Origin of the sequence: Staphylococcus sp. GDY8P119P (assembly GCF_017892075.1) — a bacterium.
Taxonomy (GTDB): Bacteria; Bacillota; Bacilli; order Staphylococcales; family Staphylococcaceae; genus Staphylococcus; species Staphylococcus ureilyticus.
Window position 1 is genome coordinate 44,175 of the sequence record NZ_JAESKJ010000011.1, and the last position, 24,685, is coordinate 68,859.

Here is a 24,685-nt window from a genome sequence, read left to right on the forward strand (position 1 = left end):
AAAGTTTTATATCTAGAAAAAATGCACTTCCATTTATAAATGGAAGTGCATTTTTAATTTGTATTATCACTTATGTTGCTTATATTATGAGTAAAGATTTAGCATATGATAACTATGATTAAAGTACGTTCGCATATCCTTCAAATACTTTTCCTTGATTTGCATCTACCGTAATCAAGATATCATTTTGTATCTCTTTAGTCGCATTTTCAACACCTACAATTGTTGGAATGCCTTTTTCTAGACCTATAATTGCGCTCGGAGAAGTGATGCCGCTCTCTTCAGCAATTAAGCCACTGGCTTTTTCAATGTAAGGGACAAGCGTTTCATCTACAGAAGTTGTGACAATGACCGTTTCACTTAAATCTTTGCCTTCAAGTTCACTCGCATCATTCACTACTAAAGTATTTCCAACAACTGAATTTCTACCGATACCTTGACCTTTAGCTAATTCGTCACCTACTAGATGTAATTTCATCATATTTGTTGTCCCTTTTTCTCCTGTAGGTACACCTGCAGTAATAATGATTAAATCACCATTTTGAACTTTTTCAGTTTCGACCGCTGTAGCAACTGCTGTGTTCAACATAGCATCTGTTGTTTTACGTCCTTCTTTAACGACAGGGTGAATACCCCAAACCAATGCACATTGACGCGCAGTTTCAGCATGTGGTGTAACCGCAATAATATCTGATTTAGGACGATATTTAGAAATCGTTCTAGCAGTAGAACCACTTTCAGTTGCTGCTACAATCGCTTTTACATTTAAATTTAATGCTGTATGCGCTACTGAAACACCAATTGCATTAACTAATGAAGTTTGCACTAATTTAGTTCGATCGGATAATAATCGTTTATAATCTTGTGCAGCTTCAGCTGAAATTGCAATATTACGCATTGTTTTGACTGCTTCTTCTGGGTATAATCCAGCAGCTGTTTCGCCTGATAGCATAACTGCATCTGTACCATCATAAATGGCATTCGCAACGTCACTTGCTTCAGCACGTGTCGCACGAGGATTACGTTGCATTGAGTCTAACATTTGCGTCGCTGTGATAACAGGCTTACCTAATTTATTACATTGTCTGATCAAGTCTTTTTGCACCATTGGTACGGATTCAGGTGGTATTTCAACACCCATATCACCACGAGCAACCATTAAACCGTCTGAAACTTCAAGTATTTCTTTAATATTGTCAATACCTTCTTGGTTTTCGATTTTAGGTATAATGCTAATGTTTGTGTTTTTACCATCTTCAAGTAATTTACGAATGTCTAGTACATCACTCGGACGACGCACAAAACTTGCAGCGATAAAGTCAATATTTTCACTTATACCGAATTTAATATCTTCAGCATCTTTATCAGTGATACCTGGTAAACTTACTTTAACACCTGGTAAGTTTACGCCTTTTTTATTTTTTAATTCTCCAGTGTTTAAAACATCACATACAACTTCACCGTTTGCTTTATCTATTTGTTTTACTTGTAATTCAATAAGGCCATCATCTAATAAAATATATGAGCCTTCTTGAACATCATTTATTAGATTATCGTACGTTACTGAGAATTTTTCAGGTGTACCTTCAACTTCAGTCATACTTACGATGACTTCCGTACCTTTTTCAAGTTCAATAGCACCATCTTTCATGTTGTGAGTACGGATTTCAGGACCTTTTGTATCCAATAATATTGCAACTGTTTTACCTAATCTTTGAGATACTTCACGAATTCTATCAATTCTAGCTTTATGTTCTGCATGATCACCATGTGAGAAATTTAATCTCGCAACATTCATTCCAGCTTTAATTAATTTCTCAAGCATTTCTTCAGACTCAGATGCAGGTCCAATTGTACAAACAATTTTAGTTTTTCTCATTATTAATGCCTCCCAGTATTTTATATCGATAATTCATTTGCTAAAGCAAATGTTTCAAAATCAAACTTGTGTTCATTTGACCTAAATATTTCTTCAAATGAAGTGTCTGTTAATTCATTGTTGCGAATACCAACGCCGATTGCTGTTTTTCCTTCTAGTAATAAGTCTACAGCATGTCCACCTAATCGTGAAGCAAGCATTCTATCTGCGCCACTTGGACTGCCGCCACGTTGGATATGACCAAGCACAGATACACGTGCATCAACATTAATATACTTTGTCAGTTCTTTTGCACAATCTTCTCCAGACATACAACCTTCTGCAACCATAACAATGGAATGTTTTTTCCCACGTCTTATTCCGTTGTCAATTTTTTCAGCTACATCTTTAATATCTGTTTCCACTTCTGGGACAATGATTGTTTCAGCTCCTACTGAAAGTCCAGCCCATAGTGCTAAATCTCCACAATCACGACCCATAACTTCTATGATGAATGTTCTTGCATGACTTGAAGCCGTATCGCGAATTTTATCAACACAATCTATAATGGTATTTAATGCAGTATCAAATCCAATTGTAAAATCTGAACCGTTGATATCATTATCTATCGTACCTGGTACACCTATCGTTTGAATTTCTTTACATTCTTCGCTAATGCGTTGCGCACCTCTATAGCTACCATCTCCGCCTATTACTACTAGGCCTTCAATACCTCTTTTGCGCAAGTTCTCTATTGCTTTTTGTCGAACTTCTGCTTCTTTAAATTCAGGACACCTTGCTGAATACAGAAAAGTTCCGCCACGTTGGATTGTATCTCCAACAGAACCGAGCTCCAACTTCTCGATATCATCGTTTAATAATCCTTGATAGCCTTGGTAAACACCGTAAACTTCAATATTATTATAAATCGCTTTTCTAACAACAGCTCTAATAGCCGCGTTCATGCCTGGTGAATCTCCACCGCTAGTCAACACTGCAATTTTTTTCATGACGACATACCTTTCTAACATGTATTTCTTATTCTAAAAATACCATAAAATTATAGAAGGTGCCATTAAAATAGGGCATTGTAACTCATGTAAACGTTTTTAATTATTGTAAAAAAACATTTTACAATACGAAAGCGTTTCCTTATATTTTATATTTTCAAAACAATGATACTTTATCATACCTTTAACTTTACTTTATTAAACAGATATCTCAAATTCCCACTTTTGACTTACTTTACTCAATAAAAAAAGAGCACTAATATGAAATCAGGGGGCTGTATACCTGATTGCAATTTAATGCTCTTTTAAAACCTTAGACTTTAAAATCCACATGGTTAGTATGAATACTATAAAAAATGGCTTTGCAGAAGTATATTATTTCGTGTCTTTTTAATTATTCATTAAAAGAACCGATATTTCTAAATTTGTCATAGCGATCATCTATGATTTGTTGTTCATTAAACGCACTTAATTCTTTCAAATGTTTTAAAAATGCACTTTTTATATTTTGAGCTTGCTTTTCAATATCATGATGAGCGCCACCAAGAGGTTCTTTTAAAACTTCATCGGCAATTTTCAACTCATATAAATCTTCTGCAGTAATCTTCATTGTTTCCGCAGCTATTTGTGCTAAATTACTATCTTTCCATAATAATGCAGATGCACCCTCTGGTGAAATTACAGAATATGTGCTGTTTTCCAGCATTAATAAACGATTCGAAATGCCAAGACCTAAAGCGCCACCGCTTCCACCTTCACCAATTACAACCGCAATGACTGGCACTTTAAGTGCTGCCATTTCGATAAGGTTTTTAGCAATAGATTCACTTTGACCACGTTCTTCTGCTGCTTTCCCTGGATAAGCTCCTTTTGTATCGATAAATGTAAAAATAGGTCTATTAAATTTTTCAGCTTGCTTCATTAAGCGTAAGGCTTTTCTATATCCTTCAGGATGCGCCATACCAAAGTTACGATAAATATTATCTTTAGTATCTTTCCCACGTTGTTGACCAACAACTGTAACTGCTTGGCCATTTAAATAGCCAATACCGCCAATCATAGCTGGATCATCTCGGAAATTACGATCACCATGTAACTCAATAAAGGAATCAAAAATATGAGGTATATAATCTAGAGATGTAGGTCTTTCTTGTAAGCGCGCTAATTGTACTCGATCCCATGGCTTTAAATGAGTATATACCTTTTGTGTTTCACGCTCTAATGAAGCCTCAAGCATATCAATTTCTTCCTGTAAGTCCACGTCATTTTTTTCTTGTGATTCTTTTAACGATTCAATTTTGTTTTTTATTTCAAAAAGTGGCTTTTCAAAGTCAAGCATTCGTTTTCACCTCTTGGTGCATTTTTAAAATATTAGATAGTGTTACTTTCATTTCTTTTCTATGTACAACTTTATCTAATTGTCCATGCTCTAATAAAAATTCAGCAGTTTGGAAGTCGTCAGGTAGCTTTTCATTAATCGTTTGTTCAATCACTCGTCTACCAGCAAAACCAATAAGTGCTTTAGGTTCACTTAAATTAATATCACCAACTGAAGCAAAGCTTGCCGATACACCACCTGTTGTTGGGTTTGTAATATACGAAATATATAGCAATCCATGATCCATATGTCTTTTTAAAGTGACACTGGTTTTACCCATTTGCATTAAAGATATGATACCTTCTTGCATTCTAGCGCCACCACTAGCAGAAAATAGGATGAACGGTAAACGATGCTCAGTACAATATTCTATAATTCTACATATCTTTTCACCAACCACTGAGCCCATGCTACCCATTCTAAATCTAGCATCCATCACAGCTACGCCAAATTCAATACCTTCTAAATGTGCTGTACCAGTAACAACAGCTTCATTTAACTCTGTTTTTTGTTGATCTTTTTGAATTTTTTCTTCATAACTTGGAAAATCCAATGGATTCGCAGAGGTCATTCCTTTATCAAATTCTGTGAATGTACCTTCATCAGAAATGGCTTCAATTCTTTTATACGCTGTTAAAGCGATGTGATGATCACAATTGAAACATACATTTAAATTTTCAGCTAATTCTTTAGTATACATGATCTTCTTACATTTCGGGCATTTTGTCATAATTCCTGCTGGAACATCACTTTGTTTTGAATCGGAAACAGTCACATACTTTTTCTTTTTACTACTTCTATTGAAAAAATCTTTAAACATTTTAAACCTCCACTTAACCATTACTGTCTTCCCAATATTATAAACACAATATTTTGAGATCAGTATTCATGAATATTATTTATCTAAATCTGTTAATTTCATTGTTTTATTATAAATTTCTTCTGGGTCCATATCTGTTCTTGCTACCCCTGTTTCCATTGCTGCTTTTGCAACTTCTCTAGCAACAGAAGGTGCCACACGTTTATCAAATGGACCAGGAATACAGTAATCTGGATTTAATTCTTCTGGTTTAATTAAATTTGCAATTGCTTCTACTGCAGCTTGTTTCATCTCTTCATTTATATGCGTAGCTTCTACATCTAATGCACCTCTAAAAATACCAGGAAATGCAAGGACATTATTGATTTGATTTGGATAATCCGAACGACCAGTTCCAATTACTTTAGCACCTGCTTCTTTTGCTACATCAGGATTGATTTCAGGATTCGGATTTGCCATAGCAAATATAATTGGATCTTTAGCCATTGATTCAACCATTTCTTTTGTTAACAAATCGGCTACAGAAACGCCAATAAATACGTCAGCATCTTTTATGACATCACTTAACGAGCCTTCTACTTTATCTCTGTTTGTCCATTTAGCTACAAATGCTTTTGTATCATTCATACCATAAGAACGACCTTCGTAAATAGCACCTTTGGAATCACACATAATCATATCTCTAACACCATATGAATAAAGCAATTGAACAATTGCCATACCTGCTGCACCTGCTCCGTTAAGTACCACTTTTATATCAGATAATTCTTTATCTATAATGCGCAGTGCATTAATCATACCTGCAACTGTTACAATTGCAGTACCATGTTGGTCATCATGAAAAACAGGTATTTTTGTTTCTTTTTTTAAACGCGCTTCAATTTCAAAACAACGTGGTGCAGAAATATCTTCAAGATTAATGCCACCATAGTTTGGTTCTAATAATTTTACCGTATTTACAATTTCATCTGTATCCGTAGTATTTAGTGCAATCGGCACACCATCAATGCCTGAAAAACTTTTAAACAAAACTGCTTTCCCTTCCATTACTGGAATACTAGCTTCTGCACCAATGTTGCCCAATCCAAGTACAGCTGTACCATCTGTAACAACCGCGACTGTATTTGCTTTCATTGTGTATTCAAATACTTTTCTAGGGTCTTCATGTATTTCTTTACATGGTTCAGCTACACCGGGTGAATATGCCAAACTTAGCTCTTCTTTATTGGTCACTTGAACTTTTGGTGTAATTTCTAATTTACCTTGATTAATTCTATGCATTTCTAGTGCGTCGTCTCTTAATGTCATGTAAACCTACCCCTTACATTCAATAATTTTAATCAGTCATATATATTTTTATTACAATCTAACAAAAATTACAAATGTTATCGTTAGCATTAAATCATAAGCACATGTTGTATGATAACTTTTGTAATAAAAACATATATTTTACATGTAGTATTTAAACTATCATTTAATATAAACTGATGGTAAGTATCAACTTAACCATCAGTTTACTATATCATAGTTTATAGACTTGATAAAGTTAAATTATCCTTATATCCCATGGTGAAAACTTGGCTATCAGCGTTTCAATTTTTTCTTTTTTACGTGTTATAAAACCTATAATTTTAAATTGATTTTGGTTTTCTTGAAAATATTTCACTGGGATGTCATCTGCCGTTGCTTGTAAATTTAACTGCTTTTTTATTTCTGATAAATCTTCTATATTTCTAATGATGATTTGTTTTGCATTTGCTAGTTTATTACTTTCAAACGACGCAACACTTTCTATTTGGTTAATAATAAGTTGTTTTTTATTATTTCTATATTCAAATTTACCTTTCACAATAAGTGTATCTGTCTTGTTTAAGTATATTTCGAATTTTTTATATGCGTCTGGGAACACTACCCCATCTAAATTATTAAGTCCATCATTTAACGTAATAAATGCCATATTTTGTCCGTTTTTAGTACGAATACGTTTTAACTGGTCGATTTGAATAAAGATAGGTTGATTATCTCTAGCATTATTAAGTTTATAAATACCAAGATATTGTTTTTCTTCAAATGCCTTCTCTACAGGATGTGTCGAGACATAAAACCCTAAATATTCTTTTTCATAATCACTTAGTACTTGATCTGGTAATTCTTCTTTGTCTTCATAAGATGTTTTTGGGGTCAATACATCAAAAATAAAATCATCTTGTTCCACATTGGATACGTCATCTAACACTTGATCAATCGCATGCAATAACGTCGCTCTATTTTTACCAAATGTATCAAAAGCCCCGACTAATATTAATGCTTCAAGTAATTTTCTACTCTTTATTCTTTTAGGTATACGACGTGTAAAATCAAAGAAATCTTTATATATACCATTACTTTTTCTTTCATCAACAATAAGTTTAACACTCTGATAGCCGATGCCTTTAATTGCGCCTAAAGATAGATAGATACCTTTGTTGCTTGCTTTATAAAACCAATGACTTTCATTAATATTGGGTGCCAATATATTTAATTGCTGATGTTTCGCTTCATCGATCATTTGTGCTGTCTTCTTTTCACTACCAATTGAATTACTTAGGATATTGGCATAAAAATAATTAGCATAATGTACTTTTAAATAACTCATAATATAAGCTATTTTGGAGTAACTCACCGCATGTGCACGTGCGAAGCCATAATCTGCAAATTTTAAAATCAGATCAAAAATTTGTTTGCTTAATCGTTCATCATACCCGTTACTTAAAGCACCTTCCACAAAGTGTTGTCGCTCACTCTCTAATACTGCACGATTCTTTTTACTCATTGCACGTCTTAATATATCTGCTTCACCATAACTAAAATTAGCAAACTTACTCGCAATTTGCATAATTTGTTCCTGATAGATAATAACACCATACGTTGTTTTTAATATAGGCTCTAAGTCTTTATGCAAATATTGTACTTTTTCAGGGAAGTGTCTCCTAGTAATATACGTTGGTATTTCTTCCATAGGTCCAGGTCTATACAAAGAAGTTACAGCTACAATATCTTCAAATTGTTCTGGTTGTAATTTTTTCAATACATTTCTTATACCATCAGATTCTAATTGGAATACACCTGTTGTATCACCATGTGAGAGTAACTGAAATACTTTCGAATCATTAAAAGGAATGGCTTCAATATCTATATCAATGTTCATATCTCTTTTCACTTGCTTAACGATTTGATGAATAATAGATAAATTTCGTAAACCTAGAAAATCAATTTTCAACAGACCAATACGTTCCGCTTCGGTCATAGTCCACTGTGTCAGTATGCCAGTATCACCTAAAGTTAATGGTGTATACTCATATAAAGGGTGGTCGTTTATAATGATCCCTGCTGCATGTGTTGACGTATGTCGTGGTAGACCTTCTAATTTTTTACAAATTTCAAACCAGCGTTCATGCCGATGATTTCTATGCACAAATTGTTTAAATTCCTTTTTCTCATATGCCTCATCTAATGTAATGCCTAATTTATGAGGGATTAAAGATGAAATTTCATTTAATGTTATTTCATCAAAACCCATAATCCGACCGACGTCTCTTGAAACTGCCCTTGCTAATAAATGACCAAATGTCACTATACCAGAAACATGATTATTGCCATATTTTTCCTGTACATATTTAATCACTTTTTCTCTATGTGTATCTTCAAAATCAATATCAATATCTGGCATAGTAACACGCTCAGGATTTAAAAAACGCTCAAATAACAAGTTATATTTAATGGGATCAATCGTCGTAATATCTAATAGGTAACTAACTAAAGAACCAGCAGATGAACCACGACCTGGACCAACTAATACATCATGCGTTTTAGCAAAATGTATTAAATCACTTACAATTAAAAAATAGTCTTCAAAACCCATGCGTGTAATAATTTCATATTCATGATTAAGCCTGTTGTCGTATCTTTGTAATGATGCTTGGGATAGATTTAACTGTTTCAAATTTTGTTGAAGCATCTCATAAAGATAATCTTTAGACGGCTGATTATTTGGTGTTTTAAATTTAGGTAATAATGATTGATGATATTGTAGTTCGGCATTACAAATGGATGCGATGTAATTTGTATTTTGCCAAATACGCTCACTAACATGGAATGTATCTAGATCAGCTCTACTAAACATATGTGCGTTGTAATCATGCACTTCTTTAACTAAATCTAATTTCTCATTATTTTTTATAGCAGCTAATGCCGTTAAAGTATCCGCATCTTCTTCATTTAAATAGTTTGTACTTTGTGCCCACACGGCCGGAAAATCTAAACCTTTTTGGCTACTATGATTTACAAATATATCTTCATTACCAATAAAATTTTGTAATATGCTTTGGTGTGCTTCATTTACATCTTTAAATATGACAATCAAATGATCAATATATTTATTAAGCCACTCTAAGGGCGTTTCAGACTTTTCTTTCATTTTTATTGCAGACGATAATTTAAATAAATCTTTTAGACCTTGATTATTTTTAGCAAGGACAATGGTTTCAACTGAAGCTAAACCATCTGTGAGATAAATCGTCATACCAAATATTGGATGAATATTTGCTGCTATGCACGCGTCGTAGAATTGGGGATAACCATATAAAACATTTGTATCTGTAATTGCTAATGATGTGTAACCTTCTTTCGTTGCTTTCGCAATGACATCTTTAATTTTAATACTTGAATTCAATAAGTCATACGATGTATGAACGTTTAAATGCGCAACCATCAGCAAATACCTCCCAAATCTTACAATTTATTATTTAATGCTTGTGCTAATTCTTCAAATTGTCGCCAATCTGCAACGGAAACACCAGATGCATTCGGATGGCCTCCACCACCAAATGCATTAGCAATATCATTAATGACGATACCTTTAGAACGAATGCGACATCTAATTTCAGTTCCTTCATCTACCGCAAAAACCCATATTTTCAATCCTTGAATATCAGCAATCGCATTGACAAATAGCGAAGCTTCATTCGCTACAATATCAAATTTTTCTAGTACATCTTTTGTGATTTTCACCTTACAAAAACCTTTATCATTTAAATCAAAATTTTGTAAAACATAGCCTTGAAATGGCAATAATTTAGGATCTTTTTCACCCAATTTATTCAATTCTTGTTGATGATTAAATGAATATTTTAATAATTGGCTTGCGACTTCCATCGTATGTGGTGTTGTATTATTAAATAAAAAACGCCCAGTATCTCCAACAATACCTAGATACAATACTCTTGCTACAGAATCATCAATCAGAGATTGATCGTTAAAATGACTTATGAAATCAAAAATAATCTCACTCGTTGATGATGCTTCATCATTGACATAATTTATATCTCCATATTGGTCAACTGCTGGGTGATGATCAATTTTAACAAGACGTTTGCCAGTATTGAATCTATGGTCACTGATTCTCGGTGCATTAGCAGTGTCGCATACGATAACCAATGCTTCGTTATATTGGTCATCACTAATATCATCAAAAGTACCGATAAAATCAAGCGACGGTTCTCCTTCTCCAACTGCAAAAATATTCTTTTCTGGAAATTTAAGTTTTAAGTAATTTTTCAAGCCGAGTTGCGATCCATAAGCATCCGGGTCTGGTCTCACATGTCTATGTATAATTACTGTTTGAACCGCTTTTATTTCATCCATAATTTGATTAAATTCCATCGTCATTTTATATCTTCCTTTTTATATTATATATATACCCTTTAATCTATCATCTGACAAATGATCATTGCTTTTGCAACATGTTTACCATCACTTGTCATCGTTACCTCTAATTTAGCAAAATTTCTACCTACATCTAACATATCATAATGTACATTGATTTCAGATTCAATTTGCACAGTCTTAATGTAAATGATATTTAAACTTTCAATCATTACTTCAAGTTTCTTTAATTTCCGCATTTCATAACGAACGGTTTCTTCAATAATTGCTACAAAAACTGCTTTACTCAATGTGCCAAATTGATTTGTAAGTAAAGGCGAAGTTTGTACTTGAATATCATCGTTTGCAATTGTAATATGTTTAGCTACTTGATCATTAATGGTTTCACCTACTTGTGGCTGACGACTCAGCAATTGCATTGCTGTTAATACATCTTTTCTGGTAATTACACCTATTAATTTTTTGCTTGGTGAAATCACTGGTAATAATTCAATACCTTCCCAAATCATCATGTGTGCACAATTTGCAACAGTAGTTGAAAGTTGTACATTGAGTGGAGACTTCGTCATAAAATGTGCTAAAGTATCATTGTCATCCATTTTAATTATTTCTTTACTTGTGATAATACCAACTAAACGCCAATGTTCATCAATAACCGGGAATCTGGAATGTCCTGTGCGTTTTGCTTTTTCTTTGTAATCGTGCAAGGTCATATTATCAAAAACCACAGTATCTTCATTCACTGATTTAACTATGTCTTCAACGACCAATATTTCTTTCCGAATCATTTGATTATACATCGCTCTATTAATAATATTTGCAACTAAATATGTATCATAATTAGATGACAGTATCGGTAAATCATGTTCATCGGCATATTTGATTATCTCATTAGACGTTCTGAAACCACCAGTAATCAATACTGCGCTTCCTCTTTTCAATGCGGCCAATTGGACATCTTTACGATTTCCTACAATCAATAATGTGTGAGGACTTAAATACTTTACCACATCTTCAATTTCCATTGCGCCAATTGCAAATTTTGATAATGTCTTAATAAGGCCATTTCTTCCTCCTAATACTTGTCCATCAATTATTTTTACAATTTCTCCAAATGTAAGTTGTTCAATTTGTTCACGTGATTTCTTTTCTATTCGGACAGTACCAACTCTATCTATTGTTGCTACTAAACCAATTCTACCGGCATCTTTAATCGCACGATACGCTGTCCCCTCAGAGACATTTAAATCTTTCGCTATTTTTCTAACAGAAATCTTTTGTCCTACTGCTAAAGATTCGATATAAGATAAAATTTGCTCATGCTTTGTCATTTTAATAACCTCATTTTTGACATTTTCTATGATATTATAACTTTTTATAGCTAAAATTGCGATTTAATCACTTAAAAAATATATTTTAACTATAATTATGACATATATTCAGTAATATATTAATATTTATAAAACTTTTTACTCTGTTACTATGAAAATATATAATTTTTAATTTGATTTGTGATAAACTCTAATTAGAATAGAATTAAGGAGGGATGGAATAATGTTTAAAAATATTTTACTCGGTGTTGATACCACACTTAAAAATGAAAAAGCACTAGAAGAAGTTTCAAAATTAGCTGGTGAAGGTACTGTTGTAACAATTCTTAACGCAATCAGTGAACAAGATGCACAAGCATCGATTAAATCTGGTGTTCATTTAGATAAACTTGTTGAAAAACGTAGTAAAGGTTTAGAAAATACACGAAATACGCTCGATGAATATGGCATTAAATATGATGAAATCATTGTTCGTGGTAATGCTAAAGAACAATTGGTAAAAGAGGCAAATAGTGGTAAATATGAAATTGTTGTACTTAGTAACCGTCGTGCTGAAGCCAAGAAAAAATTCGTGCTAGGTAGTGTGAGTCATAAAGTTGCTAAAAGAGCAAGCATCCCTGTGCTTATTGTAAAATAGCATAACACTTAATATGACTCTAATAGTCACCTCATTGCATCAAACGATCCAATTCTATAAAACCAAAGAAAACGCCAATTCCTCTAAAATCCTAGTAGAAATTGGCGTTTTTGTTTTATCCAAGATTTTTTATGTCACAATCACTTTAAAGTTGGACTGCATCACCTGGATTTAATATCTGTACTTCACCTTCTGAAACAGCTGACTTGAAATCTTCTGGATTTTGTTTAATCAAGTCAAATGTATTGTAGTGAATTGGTACTGTAATTTTAGGTTTAATGAACTGATTAATTGCAAAACTAGCATCATCAATGCCCATTGTGAAATTATCACCAATTGGAATAAAACAAATGTCAACTGGATGACGTTCAGCAATTAATTTCATGTCACCAAATAATCCTGTATCACCAGTATGATAAATCGTCTTGCCTTCTATTTCTAAAATTAGCCCCATCGGCATACCTAAATATACGGGAATACCATTATCATCAGTCAAGCTAGAACTGTGAAACGCTTGTACAAACTTAACTGTTCCAAAATCAAATTCTGCTTTACCACCAATATTCATAGGTCTAACATTTTCAACATTTTTAGTAGTCGTTAAATAATCACCTAATTCAGCTGAACCAATAACTGTTGCATGGTTTCTATTTGCTAATTCAACTGTATCACCAAAATGATCGCCATGACCATGTGTTAAAATTATATAATCTACTTCTAAAGTTTCAGCATCTAAATCAGATAAATCGTTTCCCGTAATAAATGGATCAACAATTACTTTTTTGCCATTTGCTTCAAAATAAATCGTTGATTGTCCATGAAAAGATAATTTCATATCGATAATTCCTCCCATAAAACTATTTATTTTATATATACCACAATGATTAATAGTTATAACACACTTTTACCAAAATACGTGTTTATGAACGATAAATTTTTTTATAATTTTAGCAATATACTTTATTTCAACATATTATTTTTGAATTCCTTACACAACTAACATAAAATTAATATAATCATATATATAGGAGGCAGTAAAAATGAAGTTACAACAAGTTATAAAATCATTAAAGTCACAACAAGCTGATGCAGCATGGATTACTACCCCATTGAACATCTTTTATTTCACCGGCTATTTAAGTGATCCTCATGAACGTTTACTAGCTTTATTAATCAAAGAAAATGGTGATCAAGTCCTATTTTGTCCACAATTAGAAGTCGAAGAAGTAAAGGCTTCACCATTTGATGGTGAAATCATTGGTTACCTTGATACAGAAAATGCATTAGATAAATATCCTTTTACTTTCAATAAAATGTTAGTTGAAGCGGCTCATTTAACTGTACAGCGTCAACGTGAATTAATCGAAGCTTTCAAAGTACAATCGTTCGGTGACATAGATCAAACGATAAAGTCGCTACGTAATGTTAAAAGTGAATCTGAAATCGCTAAAATTCGGAAAGCTTGTGAACTAGCAGATAAATGTATAGAAATTGGGGCAAGTTTCTTAAAAGAAGGTGTGACAGAACGACAAGTTGTTAATCACATTGAATATGAAATCAAAGCTTATGGAGTTAATGAAATGAGCTTTGATACAATGGTCCTTTTCGGTGATCACGCAGCATCACCACACGGTATACCTGGCGACCGTCAATTACAAAATAATGAATTTGTGTTATTTGATTTAGGCGTCATTTACGAAAATTATTGTAGTGATATGACCAGAACAATTAAATTTGGAAAGCCTAGTTCAGAAGCTCAAAACATTTACGATACCGTATTAAAAGCTGAACAAGCGGCGATTGCTGCAATTAAACCTGGTGTACAAATCAAAGATGTAGACGCTATTGCTCGAGATATTATCACAGATGCTGGTTATGGAGACTATTTCCCTCATCGATTAGGACATGGCCTAGGATTAGAAGAGCATGAATACCAAGATGTTTCTAGTACAAATACAAATGAATTCGTACCGGGTATGGTTGTAACAGTCGAACCTGGCATCTATGTTCCAGGAGTAGCTGGTGTGCGTATAGAAGATGATATTCTTGTTACTGAAAATGGAAACGAAAGCTTAACAGGTTACGAAAAATGATCAAAGAGGCCGTAGTCGAAACAATCCAACAAGTTGAATACGCAATTGAAAATGGTGCAGATCGTATTGAATTATGTGATAACTTACATGTCGGAGGTACCACACCTAGTATTGGAATGATTGAAATTGCTACTGAAATTTGTAAAGCAAATCACGTAGAAATTGCTGTCATGATACGCCCCCGTGGAGGCAACTTTGTATATAGCTTATACGACTTTGAAATTATGCAACGAGATATTAAAGCTATTAAATCATATGATATTGACTACTTTGTTTTCGGTTGTTTAACAGATGATAATACACTGAACGAATGGCAAATGAAAACTTTAAAACAACTCGCATCACCAATACCTGTTGTTTGTCATATGGCTTTCGACGAAATTCATTTAGAAGGACAGGTAAAAGCATTACACAAATTAATTGAACTAGGTTTTACCAGGTTACTGACTCATGGTGGTCCAGCAGAAACTGATATTTTTGATAATTTAAATCAACTTGGTAAATTGGTCGTGAATTCTGGTGGAAATATTGAAATCATGCCTGGTGGTGGTTTAACAAAATCTAATGTTCAAGAACTCATTAGTGCATTTCCTTTTCAAGAAGTACACGGTACAAAAATTGTATAGCAGTATCAAATGATCTTATATAACATTCAAATGCTTAACTGCAACACAAATTTCATCATATTGTTGACCATTAAGTTTATAATGCTATGAAATTAAACGATTGTTGTGTTCGTGTCTCAATATTTAGATTATATTTTACAATTATCATTATTTAAACACATTAAATTTCATAAATTATTTTAAAATCCAAATTAAAAACTGGTAACCTCTACTTTATAGAAGAGATTACCAGTTTTTGTTTGTTATTTTTTATTATTTAAGAGAACTTTCAACATTAGAATAAGGTAAATTCAAAGCTTCACCTACACCTTTATTTGTTAATACACCATTAATTGTATTTAAACCAAATGATAGAGGTTCGTTATCTTGTAATGCTTTTAAGTAACCTTTTCCCGCAATTTGTAATGCATATGGTAACGTTGCATTATTCAATGCAATGGTAGAAGTACGTGGTACTGCACCAGGCATATTAGCCACAGCATAATGTACAACACCATGTTTTTTATACGTTGGATCATCATGCGTTGAAATACGATCAGTTGTCTCGAAAATACCACCTTGGTCTATAGCAATATCCACGATTACCGAACCGTCTTTCATGGATTTTACCATGTCTTCAGTAACTAGATTTGGCGCTTTGGCACCTGGAATTAATACCGCACCGATAACTAAGTCGCTGTTTTTAACACATTGTTCAATATTTAATGGGTTAGACATAATTGTGTGCACACGACCATCAAATAAATCTTCAAGCTCTTGTAAACGCTTAGGATTAACATCCAAAATTGTTACATCGGCACCTAATCCTAATGCTATTTTAGCAGCATTTGTGCCAGCTTGACCTCCACCGATAATCGTTACGCGGCCTTTAGAGACGCCAGGCACACCGCCAAGTAAAATGCCCATGCCACCTTTATATTTTTGTAAAAATTCTGCCCCAATTTGAGCAGACATACGCCCTGCTACTTCACTCATTGGTGTTAATAGTGGTAATGATTTATCTGGCAATTGAACCGTTTCATAAGCAATACCTATTACTTTATTATCTAATAAAGCTTGTGTGAGTTTCTTTTCATTTGCTAAATGTAAATAAGTAAATAGTATGAGTCCTTCCTTAAAGTATTGGAACTCTTCTTCTAATGGCTCTTTGACTTTCATAACCATATCCACGTTCCATACTTCAGCTGGTCCATCACCAATTTTCGCCCCAGCCGTAACATAATCATCATCTTCAAAATATGAACCTAAACCAGCAGATTTTTCAACAATGACTGAGTGACCTTGTTCTACTAATGCATGTACACCACTTGGTGATAAACTCACCCTATTTTCATTGTTTTTAATCTCCTTCGGAATACCTATTCTCATTTTATCCACCTCCAAATTTATAGTAACGCGTATTATATGAAAGCGCAATCATAGTTTAGGGTATTTTTACAACATGTATTAAGGGGAATTATGTTAATATTCTGTAAATAGTGGTATAATATAAGCAAGAAGATGAAGGAGGTAATTGTGATGCTAACGTATAAAAATATTTTAATCGCTGTCGATGGATCACATGAAGCTGAATGGGCATTTAATAAAGCTGTAGAAGTAGCAAAACGTAATGACTCTAAACTAACAATCGTCAATGTTATTGATTCAAGAACTTACTCTTCTTATGAAGTTTATGATGCTCAATTTACTGAAAAATCAAAAAATTTCTCAGAAGATTTGTTAAAAGGTTATAAAGAAGTAGCAACAAATGCTGGTGTAACCGCGGTTGAAACAAGACTAGAATTTGGTTCACCTAAAGCAATCATACCTAAAAAGTTAGCAGCTGATGTAGAAGCAGATTTAATTATGTGTGGTACGTCAGGATTAAATGCAGTTGAAAGATTTATCGTAGGTTCTGTGTCTGAGGCAATTGTACGACACTCTCCGTGTGACGTGTTGGTGGTACGCACAGAAGAACTTCCAGAAGACTTCCAACCACAAGTAGCTACAGATGAATTTAGATCTAAGTATCAAGCACACTAACTTTAATATTCGACCTATTTAATAAAAGCATACAGATTTAAAAGAAGAGAGATAGTTTGCACGATATATAGTGTTAAACTATCTCTTTTTATTAATTTTCTTAACATCTATAATTTACTTGTTATCCAATTGTTATATTAAATTCAAATGCGCTTCATATCAGGTAAGTAAAATAAAATTAAGACATACCCCTAAAGGAGTCAATGATATGAAACAATTTAAGAGACTGATGATACTTAGTTTTGCCATTAATGCTTTTTTGATTTCTGCACCAACACATACATACGCATCTTCAACTGATGATATAAAAAGTGAAAAAACAGCTACTCGATTAAATTATATAGATACGGAAACAATTCCTTATAATAAATCATTTAATGATACAAAAGTAGGCGGTCTTTCTGGCATTTCCTATGATGCCAAATCCAAAAAATGGCTTATGATTAGCGATGACCGTTCAGAAGAAAATCCAGCCAGATTTTATGAAGCTCAAATTCATTATAATAAACACAAATTTAATAAAGTAAAATTCACTCGAATGCACTATTTAACACAAGCTAATGGAACAAAATACCCAAATAAAGCATCGTATAATCCCCATTCACAAGATGTTGTAGTTGACCCAGAATCAATTAGAATTGACCCTCTCAATCGTAACCATATACTTTATACAAGTGAAGGTGATCGAAATCTCGGTTTCAATCCCTTCATAAGAATAACTAGTAGAACTGGAACATTGATCAATGATTTGCAAATCAATAACCCTATCAAAAAGGATGATCAAAATAAATATGGATTTAGAAATAATCAGGCGCTAGAAGGGAGTACGTTTTCTGAAAATGGTAAGTATATCTGGACTTCTATGGAAGCACCTTTACTTCAAGATGATCAATTACCAACCACAGAATCAGGCGCCCTAACACGCTTAACAAAATATAATCGTCAAGGAGATGTTATAACAGAAAAAGCTTATTCTCTAGATCCAATTCCTAAAAAACCTGGAAAAAATAAAGATGCTGAAAATGGAATTGCTGAAATTTTAACCTTGAATCAAAAACAATTACTTGTACTTGAGCGTGCCACTGTTCAAGATAAAAATAGTAATTTCAAAAATTATATTCGCGTCTATAAAGTCGATATAGCCAGTGGAACAGATATTAAAAATATTAAATCTCTCCAAAAATCTCACGTCGCACCGGTAAAAAAACAACTGATCGCAAATCTTAATGAGCAAGACATTGGGCATATCGACAATATAGAAGGAATGTCATTTGGCCCGAAATTACCTAATGGTAACGATAGCTTGGTCTTTATTTCAGATAATAACTTCAATCAAAAACAACAAACGAACCTAACTGCATTCGAAATAAAACCTTAAAAATACAACAATCAGCTTATGTTTTTCAATTCAAGTATATTTTTTTAAAACTTAATAAGTAGTTAAAACATTAATAATAAAACAAAAGAAAACGTCAATTTCTATAAGCTTGCAATAGAAATTGACGTTTATTTATAAATCAAAATGCTTATATTCAAGATTTTGTTTTGAAACTTTTTAAGATTTTGAACTGAATCAAGTCTCTATACTTTGAAATTAAACAATCTCTAGTTTTGTTTCAAACTTATTCTAGATTACCAAATTTAACTACATCGCGTGCAATCATGACTTCTTCGTTTGTAGGAATAACAATGACTTTTACTGGTGAATGAGGATAGTTAATGAAACCTTCTTCTCCATGAATCGCTTCATTTTTCTTAGCATCCCAATAAACTCCCATAAATTCTAAACCTTCTAAAACTTTTGCTCTAACAGGATCAGAGTTCTCGCCTACACCTGCAGTAAAGATGATTACATCTACGCCGTGCATACGTGTCGCATAAGAACCAATATATTTGTGAATTCTTGATGCAAAGACATCTAATGCTAATTGAGCACGTTCTTTACCTGCTTTAGCTTCATCAATAATGTCTCTTAAATCACTTGAAGTACCAGAAATACCTAATAAACCTGATTCTTTATTTAATGTATTCAAAACTTCTTCTGCATTTTTTCCTGTTTTTTCCATAATAAATGGAATTAATGCAGGGTCAATATTTCCTGAACGCGTACCCATAGTAACACCAGCAAGTGGTGTGAATCCCATTGAAGTATCAACAGATTCTCCGCCATCTATTGCAGCAATTGATGCACCATTACCGATGTGACATGAAATCATGCGTAATTCTTCAATCGGTTTGCCCAAAATCTCAGCTGCGCGTTGAGATACATATTTATGACTTGTTCCGTGGAATCCATATTTACGAATACCATAATCTTCGTAATATTGGTATGGTAAGCTGTATAAATAAGATTTTTCTGGCATAGTTTGATGGAACGAAGTATCAAAAATAGCTACATGTGGAATTTCTGGTAACAATTTACGGAAAGCACGAATACCCATTAAGTTTGCAGGGTTGTGTAAAGGTGCTAATTCACTTAATGACTCAATTTGTTCTTCAACTTCATCCGTAACATATACTGAATTTGGGAATAACTCACCACCATGAACGACACGATGACCTGTTCCGTCAATGTCATAAATGCTATCAATCACACCATGTTTTTTGAAACTTTCTAACATGATATTAACCGCTTGTTCATGGTCTGCAATATCTAAAGTTTCCTTGTGTTTTTCTCCACCCACTTCAATGGTAAATACAGAATCTTTTAATCCAATACGTTCAATTAGTCCTTTAGTAACAATTTTTTCTTCCGGCATTTCAATAAGTTGAAATTTCAATGATGAACTACCAGCGTTAATAGCCAAAATTAATTTTGACATAGCATAATGCCTCCAATTTAAATTAAATTATTTTATATCCATATCTATTTAATCATTAATACAGTAAGAATTCAAGAATATTACAGTTTAATTTTCAGGATGATTTTCCATCATCCAAGCGTTTAAATCTTGTAAAAAGGCTTGAAATTGTTGAGGGCTTTTGAAATCAGGTATATTCGCTAACAGAACCTCTACTGGCTTTGTTACATTCGTTTCTTTCTTCTGCAGTATAAGTATGGATTTACGCGCTTTTTCATTTTTAAATAGTGTAGATGGCAAGTTTAAAAAAGCTTGCATTTCTGTTTCTGTTGCAATGAAATTTTGTAACTGTTTCACATTTGTACTTTCAAATAAATTACTAGGTACTACTAAAAATGCATATCCTGATGTTTTTAAGGTTGTTACTGCTTGTTCAATTAATAAATAGTGAGAGAAGCTATGCCCTTCTTCAAACCCTAATTGCATTTCTTTACTTCTTTCATCAACTGGATAATACCCTATCGGTAGATCACCGATAACAACATCTGCATCTTCAAAAGGAAGTGGCATGATAGCGTCTTGAGGATAAACATCAAATGGAATTTCTAAAAAGTTTGCCAAATGTACACTCACGCGTGATAATACAGGATCCACTTCAACCAGGTGATGCATAATCGTATGTTCAGTGAGTACTTCATGTACAGAAGCGCTCAAATGTCCAGCACCACTCGCAATATCCGCTACATGGAATTCATCTTTGTTTTTTAAAAAACGTTCGGCAAGGAATCCTAGAATCATTCCAATTGAATCAGGTGTAATTTGATGATTTGCTTGAACATCCTCTTTTTGCATTAAATTTAAATAAGCAAATTGAAATGCTTTACGTCTATCTTGTAGCGTGGCTTGTTCCAACAATGACCTTTGATTAGTATAAATATTTTCCATTGCAAGTCCTAAATTTTCTATGAAACTTTGACCATTCTCTTCATTTAAAGATTTGGTTTTTTCATCAAGTGCCTTAAATAATTGTTCCATTACTGTTTCTTCTTGTGCCATTTAAAAGTCCTTTCTAAAAAAACTGTCCATAATTTAATTGAAATTAAGTCAGTACCCTAACTTATATTACCAAATAATTATGGACAGTTTAATTTATAATGTCAACGATACTGTTTTGTGAGTTTTACTAGTTTAATCATATGACAATATTATATTATTTATAGATTACGATAAGCTTCTAAAGCAGCATCAAAGTCTGGGAAATTTGTACCTTCAGAAACAATTTCAGTATAAACTACTTTATTGTTTTTATCTAAGACAAAAACAGAACGTGCTAATAAACGCAATTCTTCCATAACAACGCCGTACGTTTTACCGAAAGATAAGTTTCTATGATCACTTAAAGTGATTACATTATCTAAACCATTTGAAGCACACCATCTTTTTTGTGCAAATGGCAAGTCTACAGAAATAGTTAAAACCACACCATCTTCCTTAGCAGCTTCTTCATTAAATTTACGTGTTTGTTGATCACAAACACCTGTATCTATAGACGGAATAACACTAATTAATTTCTTATGTCCGTCATAACTTTCTAAAGTTACTTCATTTAAATCATTGTCTAAGACAGTAAAATTTGGAGCATATTCTCCTTTTTTTACTTGTGAACCATATAGTGTTACTGGTTCTTGTTTAAATGTAATTTGTGCCATATTGCACGCCTCCTATTAAATAGTTCTTACAACCATAGTATACCTATCTATCGTATCAAAATAAACTCATAGCTCAGTAAAATTCACATTTATTTTTTTAAATAAAACAACTTTTCAAATTTATTTCTGATTACGACTGTATCAGCGAAGATATCATGGATACCCTTGTGTTTATTTGTAAACAAAACAACCAAGTAAGGTAAGTTAAATAAAACGCCACTTATAATACGACCAATCCATTCTCTAAACAACACATCTGCCCATGTAAGAGATTGACGATCTATCCGTTCTACTCGAATGTTACAAATCATTTTACCTATCGTTTGTTTGAAAAATTTAGTTAATAATACAAAATATAAATAAAATACAAGCGCATCTAAAACGTGACCTAAGCTAAAATAATCAATCCATAACTTAAGTTCATCAATTTGCGTAAAATGGTATATCGGTTTTAATAATAGTCCTTGAATGCCAAATATAATGAGTAAATCAATAATAAAACTCCAAAACCTTATACCAAAACTAGCATATACAGACTTTGTTAATTGTTCATGATACATTGCTTCTATATCAGATTTATCATTTTCTGAGGTTGACTGTAATGTTTGTTGATTTGTATACTGCTCCATTATATACACCTAACCTTTATATAGATACATAGGTTCAGCTTCTGTATCATTGCTTATAATTGATTTCAATTCACTTAATTCATTTTTGAATTGATGTAATGTTGTTTTAGTTGAATAAATAGAACTAAACCAACCTTCGTCTTCACTATATTTAAACACTTCAGCATCTTTTGCTTTTATGTCTTTCTTAAGTGCTTTTAACGCATTATCGTTATAACCAATTTCATCAATCAAACCATTCTTTTCGGCTTGTTGCGCACTATATATACGTCCATCAGCTAACTTTTTAACCTTTTTCTCTGGCATATCTCTACCTTTAGCAACAATACCAACAAATCTTTCATAACTATCATTTAATACTGATTGCATGATATCTTTCTCTTCATTAGTCATTTTTCGAGAACTACTCATAATATCTTTATGTTCACCAGATTTAATGACATTTTCCTTAACGCCTAATTTTTCTTGTAAACCAGAATAATCAACGTTTGACATAATAACGCCAATAGATCCAGTAGTCGTTTGTGGACCAGCATATATTTTATCAGCAGGGGCAGATATATAATATCCACCAGATGCAGCCATCGCATCCATATGTACATAAACCTTTTTATCTTTTTTCTTTATTTCTTTAATTTTTTTATAAATTTCATCACTTGGATATGTACCTCCGCCTGGTGTGTTAACGGTTAATAAAACACCTTTAATCGAGCTATCTTTTTTAACTTTATCCAACTGTTTAAGGAATGCTTCATGATTATAACCAGAGCTTCCAAACATTCCTTCACCAGTACCCTCACTAATTTCACCATTTAAAGTTAAGTGTACAATGCGTTTTGAAGTATCACCTTCTGATTCTACCGTTTCAGTAAATGGATCTATTTCTGACATACTATCTTCACTAAAAAGCGAAGAAATCACAGTAGATATCGAACTCATAACAATACCACCAAGCACGATAATTACGGCAAGTACTATTGCTATTATTCTCTTTTTCGACATAACGTATTCACTCCCAGAATATTTTTTCAATCGTTTCAAATACAATTTAAACATAATCAATTCAATAATGTATACCATTATACGAAAATAAAAAAGGATTAAGATAGCAATAGGCTAGTATGAGTGTCTATTTAAAATGAAAAGAAGCTGAGACAATTAATTGTCTCAGCCATGTTCACGTATCTGAATACCTTTGAAATATAGCAAATTCTTTTTCCAAATGATCAATTTATTAATTGCATTATGTAATCGTAAGCATTTTTAATAATCAATATGGCAGTTACAACAATAAATAAAGTTTTTACATAACTGACACCTTTTTTAATTGCAAAAGCTGCCCCAACATACGATCCACAAATCATACTTGCTGCCATAATTAAACCATAAAAATAGTCAACCTGATCTAATATCATAAACAAAATTAAAGCGCCTAAATTGGAAGCAAAATTTAATACTTTCGCGTTTCCGGCAGCACTTAAAAAATCAAAACCGAACATAAGTAAAATAAAAAGCATAAATGAGCCGGTACCACCACCTAAAAAACCATCATAAAATCCTATGAGTGACATAAGACTCATAAATAAGATTGCTTTACCAAGCGACAATTTTGTAAATGTACGCACATTTCCCCAATCTTTTTTAACTAACGTATAAATCATCACTAACGTCAAAATAATGATAACCAATGGTTTTAACAGTTCAGCGGGTAGAAATGTAGCAACGCTAGCACCACATATTGCTAAAATAAATACAAATGGAAATAACTTTCCTACTATCTTCAAATCGACATTACCCGACCTCAAGAAACGAAATGCACTTGTAAGTGAGCCAAATGAACTTGCTAATTTATTAGTACCCAATGCAATAGCGGGGGGCATACCAACAGCTAATAATGCCGGGATAGAAATTAAGCCGCCCCCACCTACAACTGCATCAATAAACGCCGCTAAAAATCCTAGAAGTATAATTATCAGTACGATTGAAATATCCCAATCTAGCATGATTCCATCCCCTATCTGTTTTATCCTTATGTCTAATTAACTCATGTTGTTCGTATGGAATTGAA

20 protein-coding genes and 2 pseudogenes are annotated in these 24,685 nt (G+C 32.9%); 5 read left to right on the forward strand and 17 right to left on the reverse strand.

The window, feature by feature from the left end; all coding sequences use genetic code 11:
- Positions 1–118 precede the first annotated feature (118 nt).
- The 9 genes and pseudogenes from pyk to KA830_RS11155 all read right to left on the reverse strand — a co-directional run bounded on the left by pyk (position 119) and on the right by KA830_RS11155 (position 12,100).
- On the reverse strand, positions 119–1,879 hold the full coding sequence (gene pyk, locus KA830_RS11120; RefSeq protein WP_046206872.1) for a pyruvate kinase: 1,761 nt from the start codon (positions 1,877–1,879) through the stop codon (positions 119–121).
- Positions 1,880–1,899: 20 nt separating this feature from the next.
- Positions 1,900–2,868, reverse strand: coding sequence for a 6-phosphofructokinase (pfkA, locus tag KA830_RS11125; protein ID WP_046206871.1), 969 nt, complete (start codon positions 2,866–2,868; stop codon positions 1,900–1,902).
- A gap of 394 nt (positions 2,869–3,262) precedes the next feature.
- The gene (locus KA830_RS11130) at positions 3,263–4,207 is read right to left on the reverse strand and encodes an acetyl-CoA carboxylase carboxyltransferase subunit alpha (protein ID WP_064208849.1); all 945 of its coding nucleotides are present in this window, start codon (positions 4,205–4,207) and stop codon (positions 3,263–3,265) included.
- Positions 4,200–5,066 (reverse strand): acetyl-CoA carboxylase, carboxyltransferase subunit beta, encoded by an 867-nt coding sequence (gene accD, locus KA830_RS11135; protein WP_046206869.1) that lies wholly within the window; start codon positions 5,064–5,066, stop codon positions 4,200–4,202. The genes KA830_RS11130 and accD overlap by 8 nt, the downstream gene beginning before the upstream one ends.
- 75 nt (positions 5,067–5,141) lie before the next feature.
- Positions 5,142–6,374, reverse strand: a complete 1,233-nt coding sequence (ystJ, locus tag KA830_RS11140) for an NADP-dependent malic enzyme (protein ID WP_204180445.1) — start codon at positions 6,372–6,374, stop codon at positions 5,142–5,144.
- 414 nt (positions 6,375–6,788) lie between these two features.
- Positions 6,789–9,333 (reverse strand): annotated as a pseudogene (locus KA830_RS11145) (DNA polymerase III subunit alpha); the annotation flags it as partial.
- A 113-nt stretch (positions 9,334–9,446) separates the two neighbouring features.
- Positions 9,447–9,816 (reverse strand): annotated as a pseudogene (locus KA830_RS13915) (PHP domain-containing protein); the annotation flags it as partial.
- A 20-nt stretch (positions 9,817–9,836) separates the two neighbouring features.
- Positions 9,837–10,772, reverse strand: coding sequence for a DHH family phosphoesterase (locus KA830_RS11150; RefSeq protein WP_204180443.1), 936 nt, complete (start codon positions 10,770–10,772; stop codon positions 9,837–9,839).
- Positions 10,773–10,807: 35 nt separating this feature from the next.
- Positions 10,808–12,100 (reverse strand): DRTGG domain-containing protein, encoded by a 1,293-nt coding sequence (locus KA830_RS11155; protein ID WP_046206865.1) that lies wholly within the window; start codon positions 12,098–12,100, stop codon positions 10,808–10,810.
- A gap of 223 nt (positions 12,101–12,323) precedes the next feature.
- Between KA830_RS11155 and KA830_RS11160 the strand changes: the two genes are divergently transcribed.
- Positions 12,324–12,737 (forward strand): universal stress protein, encoded by a 414-nt coding sequence (locus KA830_RS11160; RefSeq protein ID WP_046206864.1) that lies wholly within the window; start codon positions 12,324–12,326, stop codon positions 12,735–12,737.
- A 145-nt stretch (positions 12,738–12,882) separates the two neighbouring features.
- Here KA830_RS11160 and KA830_RS11165 read toward each other — a convergent pair whose 3' ends face one another.
- Positions 12,883–13,572 carry a metal-dependent hydrolase gene (locus KA830_RS11165; protein ID WP_046206863.1) on the reverse strand — a complete coding sequence of 230 codons (690 nt, stop codon included), beginning with the start codon at positions 13,570–13,572 and terminating at the stop codon, positions 12,883–12,885.
- A 205-nt stretch (positions 13,573–13,777) separates the two neighbouring features.
- Between KA830_RS11165 and KA830_RS11170 the strand changes: the two genes are divergently transcribed.
- Positions 13,778–14,830: a M24 family metallopeptidase gene (locus KA830_RS11170; RefSeq protein WP_210122864.1), complete on the forward strand. Its 1,053-nt coding sequence runs from the start codon at positions 13,778–13,780 to the stop codon at positions 14,828–14,830.
- Positions 14,827–15,456: a copper homeostasis protein CutC gene (locus tag KA830_RS11175; protein WP_103161636.1), complete on the forward strand. Its 630-nt coding sequence runs from the start codon at positions 14,827–14,829 to the stop codon at positions 15,454–15,456. Before KA830_RS11170 ends, KA830_RS11175 begins: the two co-directional genes overlap by 4 nt.
- A gap of 252 nt (positions 15,457–15,708) precedes the next feature.
- Here KA830_RS11175 and ald read toward each other — a convergent pair whose 3' ends face one another.
- A complete protein-coding gene (gene ald / locus KA830_RS11180) occupies positions 15,709–16,824 on the reverse strand; it encodes an alanine dehydrogenase (RefSeq protein WP_046206860.1) in 1,116 nt (371 codons plus the stop codon).
- A 150-nt stretch (positions 16,825–16,974) separates the two neighbouring features.
- On the opposite strand from ald, the gene KA830_RS11185 reads away from it, so the two are divergent.
- Complete coding sequence (locus tag KA830_RS11185) at positions 16,975–17,478, forward strand: universal stress protein (RefSeq protein ID WP_046206859.1); 504 nt, start codon at positions 16,975–16,977, stop codon at positions 17,476–17,478.
- Between the two features lie 208 nt (positions 17,479–17,686).
- On the forward strand, positions 17,687–18,856 hold the full coding sequence (locus KA830_RS11190; protein WP_046206858.1) for an esterase-like activity of phytase family protein: 1,170 nt from the start codon (positions 17,687–17,689) through the stop codon (positions 18,854–18,856).
- Between the two features lie 244 nt (positions 18,857–19,100).
- Here KA830_RS11190 and KA830_RS11195 read toward each other — a convergent pair whose 3' ends face one another.
- From KA830_RS11195 to KA830_RS11220, 6 genes are all read right to left on the reverse strand, one after another.
- The gene (locus KA830_RS11195; RefSeq protein ID WP_046206857.1) at positions 19,101–20,300 is read right to left on the reverse strand and encodes an acetate kinase; all 1,200 of its coding nucleotides are present in this window, start codon (positions 20,298–20,300) and stop codon (positions 19,101–19,103) included.
- 87 nt (positions 20,301–20,387) lie between these two features.
- On the reverse strand, positions 20,388–21,335 hold the full coding sequence (locus KA830_RS11200) for a class I SAM-dependent methyltransferase (RefSeq protein WP_204180441.1): 948 nt from the start codon (positions 21,333–21,335) through the stop codon (positions 20,388–20,390).
- Positions 21,336–21,493: 158 nt separating this feature from the next.
- Entirely contained in the window at positions 21,494–21,988 is a 495-nt protein-coding gene (gene tpx, locus KA830_RS11205) for a thiol peroxidase (protein ID WP_046206855.1), read from the reverse strand.
- An 89-nt stretch (positions 21,989–22,077) separates the two neighbouring features.
- Positions 22,078–22,617: an RDD family protein gene (locus tag KA830_RS11210; protein ID WP_204180440.1), complete on the reverse strand. Its 540-nt coding sequence runs from the start codon at positions 22,615–22,617 to the stop codon at positions 22,078–22,080.
- A gap of 9 nt (positions 22,618–22,626) precedes the next feature.
- Positions 22,627–23,619 (reverse strand): signal peptide peptidase SppA, encoded by a 993-nt coding sequence (gene sppA / locus KA830_RS11215; RefSeq protein ID WP_046206853.1) that lies wholly within the window; start codon positions 23,617–23,619, stop codon positions 22,627–22,629.
- Positions 23,620–23,843: 224 nt separating this feature from the next.
- A complete protein-coding gene (locus KA830_RS11220) occupies positions 23,844–24,620 on the reverse strand; it encodes a sulfite exporter TauE/SafE family protein (RefSeq protein ID WP_046206852.1) in 777 nt (258 codons plus the stop codon).
- Positions 24,621–24,685: the final 65 nt, after the last annotated feature.